At 49.8% G+C, this 4,095-nt stretch carries 2 protein-coding genes; both read right to left on the bottom strand.

The genetic code is table 11. The features are described from left to right. Positions 1 to 122 precede the first annotated feature (122 nt). A complete protein-coding gene (speB, locus tag GF617_RS26470) occupies positions 123 to 1,043 on the bottom strand; it encodes an agmatinase (RefSeq protein WP_058608614.1) in 921 nt (306 codons plus the stop codon). Positions 1,044 to 1,692: 649 nt separating this feature from the next. Then, entirely contained in the window at positions 1,693 to 3,987 is a 2,295-nt protein-coding gene (locus tag GF617_RS26465) for a type I restriction endonuclease subunit R (RefSeq protein WP_239006641.1), read from the bottom strand. Positions 3,988 to 4,095 lie beyond the last annotated feature (108 nt).

Below are 4,095 nucleotides of genomic sequence, written 5' to 3'. Positions count from 1 at the left end.
AAGGGGTTTTAATAACTGGCTTAAAGCTGAAAGCTTTCCGGAACCCCCAGCCTAGCTGGGGGTTTTCTGTGCACAAAAAGCCCTCTCCACTGGAGAGGGCTCGCTCTGTTCTGCCTTTAAGCTTATTCGCCCTTTTTCGCAGCCTGGATATAGAGCATTTCCAGCGCCAGGGTCGCTGCAGCCAGGGCGGTAATTTCAGACTGGTCGTAAGCCGGAGCGACTTCCACCACATCCATTCCCACGATGTTCAGATCTTTCAGACCACGAACCAACTTGATCGCGCGATCGGAAGTCAGTCCACCGATCACTGGCGTACCCGTACCCGGTGCAAACGCAGGATCAAGGCAGTCGATGTCGAAGGTCAGGTAAACAGGCATATCGCCAACAATCTGCTTCACCTGAGCAATAATATCGTCCACACCACGATCGTTCACCTGACATGCGTCCAGTACGGTGAAGCCGTTATCTTTGTCAAACTCGGTACGGATCCCAATTTGCACAGAGTGGTTAGGATCGATCAGCCCTTCTTTTGGCGCAGTAAAGAACATCGTACCGTGGTCGAATTCACAGCCATTCGCATAAGTGTCGGTATGTGCATCGAAGTGCACCAGTGCCATTTTACCGAAGTGCTTCGCGTGAGCGCGCAGCAGTGGCAGAGTGACAAAGTGGTCACCACCGAAAGAGAGCATACGCTTGCCGGCGGCCAGCAGTTTCTCAGCGTGCGCCTGCAGTTTTTCACTCATTTCACGCGCATCACCGAAGGCATAAACCAGGTCACCGCAGTCCACCACATTCAGGCGCTCGCGCATGTCGAAGTTCCACGGGAAGCGGTTGTGCTCCCAGGCCAGGTTTGTCGACACCTGACGAATGGCAGCCGGGCCGTGACGCCCACCCGCGCGGCCAGAGGTGGCCATATCAAATGGAACGCCGGTGATCACCCAGTCTGCGTCGCTGTCATACGGCTGGAAGTTCATTGGAAGGCGTAAAAAACCAAACGCGTTAGATACCAGAGAGTTATCGTACTGATGACCTAAAGTGCTCATGTCCTGACCTCGTTTAGAGTCGATGCATTAAAAAATGATGAAAAAAAATCCCCTCCGCGTCGTTAAACCCGACGAGGAAGGGATTGATTCGTTAATCGCTTATTGGGGCGAATTATCGCCGTTAATTCATACGGGTTCAAGAGAGTATAGGGCATTGTGCAGTCTTTGCCCTGCATCCTAATCCTCTCCCCTGAGGGGAGAGGGAAAAGGAATTACTCATCTTCCAGTACTGGCTACTCATCTTCTAAAGTGGTCAGTACTGAATTCTCGCACTCAAGATTTGGCAAGTAACCTAAAATATCAATAAGTTATAATCATCAGCAGACTTGCATAGCTAGTTTGTTGTACATGATTTCTACATGATTTTACCATACATAACCTGAATCACTCATCGCGTGGACGGAAATATTCAGTACTGAACCAGTACTGCCAGCGTAAGGGCATAGTATCGATGAGGATGCAGCAGGTTAAAGCAGGGGGATGAGACGGGATGAACTGCTTGGCAGTGTTACAATAGATACTATCAGTACTGACAGCGTAAGGGACATCGTATCGCCAAGCTTCAAGCAGGGTTTCGCGGGGGAAGAGTGTTATAAAAAAGGCCTTCCCTGTGTGGGGAAGGCCTTTCTAAGCATAATCACTCATTACGTTACGGTCCGGTTTGCAACCCCTTGAGCAGTAGATCCAGCAACAGGCTCTGAATTCGGTTAGCCGCATCCGGTCGGGATAGATAGTCCAGCGACATTCCGTTCTGTGTATCCATGCGTTCTATAACGGCAGCATCGACAGCTTTCGGGAAGTCCCCCAGCATAATGGCATCGCGGGAGTTGTTGCGTACCTGCTCCATTAAAGGCTGATTCTCAGAAATTTTACTCGCCATACCCTGCAACCAGTCCAGCTTGTCACCATCGGTAACTTCTGTACCGAACAGATCGTTAAGTTGTTCCAGAATATGTGAGAGAAAGTCTTTCTTTTCCTCACGGGCTTTCGCACTACCCACTGCCGATATGCCCTGTAGGCCATAGCCCTGGGCATCTTCTTTCAGTTTGAGGTCCTGAGTTCGCTTGGCACGGAGGCTGTAATGACTCAGCATCACAGCAGAGAGATCAATTTCATCTTCTTCAAGCACTTCCTGTCGAAGCATTGGTAACAGGTGACGGGCGAATACACAGAGGCGTTCCAGGTTCTGGTCATCAAATGACGTGATCTGAGACACAAACTCGTAGAACCGGATATAGCTGTTCAGGTCCTTCTTGACCAAATCCAGTTCAGCCCTAGCTTCAGCGGCTTCGGTTACACGTCGTTCGGCATTCACTTTATCGGTTTTTGAACCACCTTCGAGCTCAATGACTTTGAGCATCCTGCGGGATTCACGTATCGCTTCACTGGCGAGCTTGTAGCGTTTACTGAACCGATCCACGGCGGGTTTAATGTACCCGGGTAAAGACTCCCCCCCACGCTTAGGGTCAAAGTACGCATCAGTGAATGACTCGACCTCACTCCAGGTAAAAATGCCTGTCCCTTTGAGCTTATGAAAAAGGTCATAAACCAGATTTGGGTCAGAAACAGTTTCGAGCTTCGCCGTCTCGAAGTACTTCTGAAACTCTTCAAGTACATCCTGAGGATCATTTACAAAATCCAGGACATAAGTACTGTCCTTACCCGGATATGTGCGGTTCAATCGAGAAAGAGTCTGAATACAGTCAACACCAGTGAGTTTCTTATCGACATACATGGCACAGAGTTTCGGCTGGTCAAATCCCGTCTGGAATTTGTTTGCCACTAGCATCACCTGATAGTCCTGGGTATCAAATGCTTTTCGCATATCGCGTCCATGCAAATCAGGGTTCATGTTTCGTTCATTGAATGTCTGGTCTTCTTCCTCTACATCACCTGAGAAAGCCACCATCGCCTGAATTGCCCCGTATCCCTGTTCTTTTACGTACTTATCGAAAGCCAGTTTGTACCGGACAGCTTCAAGGCGGCTGCTGGTGACAATCATTGCTTTTGCCTGGCCTGCCAGCAGGTTCATGATATTGGAACGGAAGTGCTCAACAATGATTGCGACTTTCTGTCCGATATTATGCGGATGTAGGCGTACCCACTTAGACAAACGGGTACGGGCTTTTTTAGAATCCACCTCGCTGTCAGTTTCGGTCTGCATGGCGAGCTTATAGGCGAGTGAATAGTTGGTGTAGTTCTTCAGCACATCGAGAATGAAGCCCTCTTCGATGGCCTGTCGCATGGAATACACGTGAAAAGGTTTGGGTTTGTTCTCGGGGCCAAGCGGCATATTGGGCTTATCAGGACGACCAAACAGTTCGAGTGTTTTACCTTTAGGTGTAGCCGTGAAAGCAAAAAAGCTGATATTGGTACTACCGCCGCGAGCTGCCAGCGTCAGGTTCATCATGTCCTCTGCTGACATTTCCTCTTCCACCTGCTCAGCCATAAGAACTTCACGTAACTGCCGGGCAGTACTGCCACTTTGACTGGAATGGGCTTCATCAGCGACAACCGCAAAGCGTGAGCTTTTAAGTGTCGTGGATTCCTGAATAGCCTTCAGTACATGCGGGAAGGTCTGGATAGTGACGATGATGATCGGAGTGCCTTTTGCCAGAGCTTCAGTGAGTTGCGAGGACTTGCTGCCATCCCCTTCATCACTATTAATGCGGCTCACTACACCGGAGGCATGGTCGAACTGACCGATTGTCTCCTGGAGCTGGCTGTCCAGTACTGTACGGTCTGTAACCACGATAACCGAATCAAACAGTTTATCTCCGCCCTGACTGAGTGAGGCGAGCTGGTGTGTCAGCCAGGCAATGGAGTTGGATTTACCTGAACCTGCCGAGTGCTGGATAAGGTATTTCTGCCCAGGCCCTTCGAGTTGAACAGTGCTGAGTAGCTTCTGCACCACTGCCCACTGATGGTAGCGAGGGAAAATCATCGTCTCTTTCTTTTTCTGCCGTCCCAGTGGGTCTGAATCGCCACGGGTTTAACAGACACCTCAGAGTCATTTAAGATGACTTAAAGAGAGGTGCCCATGAGCGGTAAG

Source organism: Lelliottia sp. RWM.1 (assembly GCF_016859735.1).
Lineage (GTDB): Bacteria > Pseudomonadota > Gammaproteobacteria > Enterobacterales > Enterobacteriaceae > Enterobacter.
This window is presented reverse-complemented; position numbering and strand designations above follow the sequence as displayed.

Bases quoted from the DNA above. Each gene is read 5' to 3' on its own strand.
- speB (WP_058608614.1), bottom strand. From the start codon at position 1,043: ATGAGCACTTTAGGTCATCAGTACGATAACTCTCTGGTATCTAACGCG.
- GF617_RS26465 (WP_239006641.1), bottom strand. From the start codon at position 3,987: ATGATTTTCCCTCGCTACCATCAGTGGGCAGTGGTGCAGAAGCTACTC.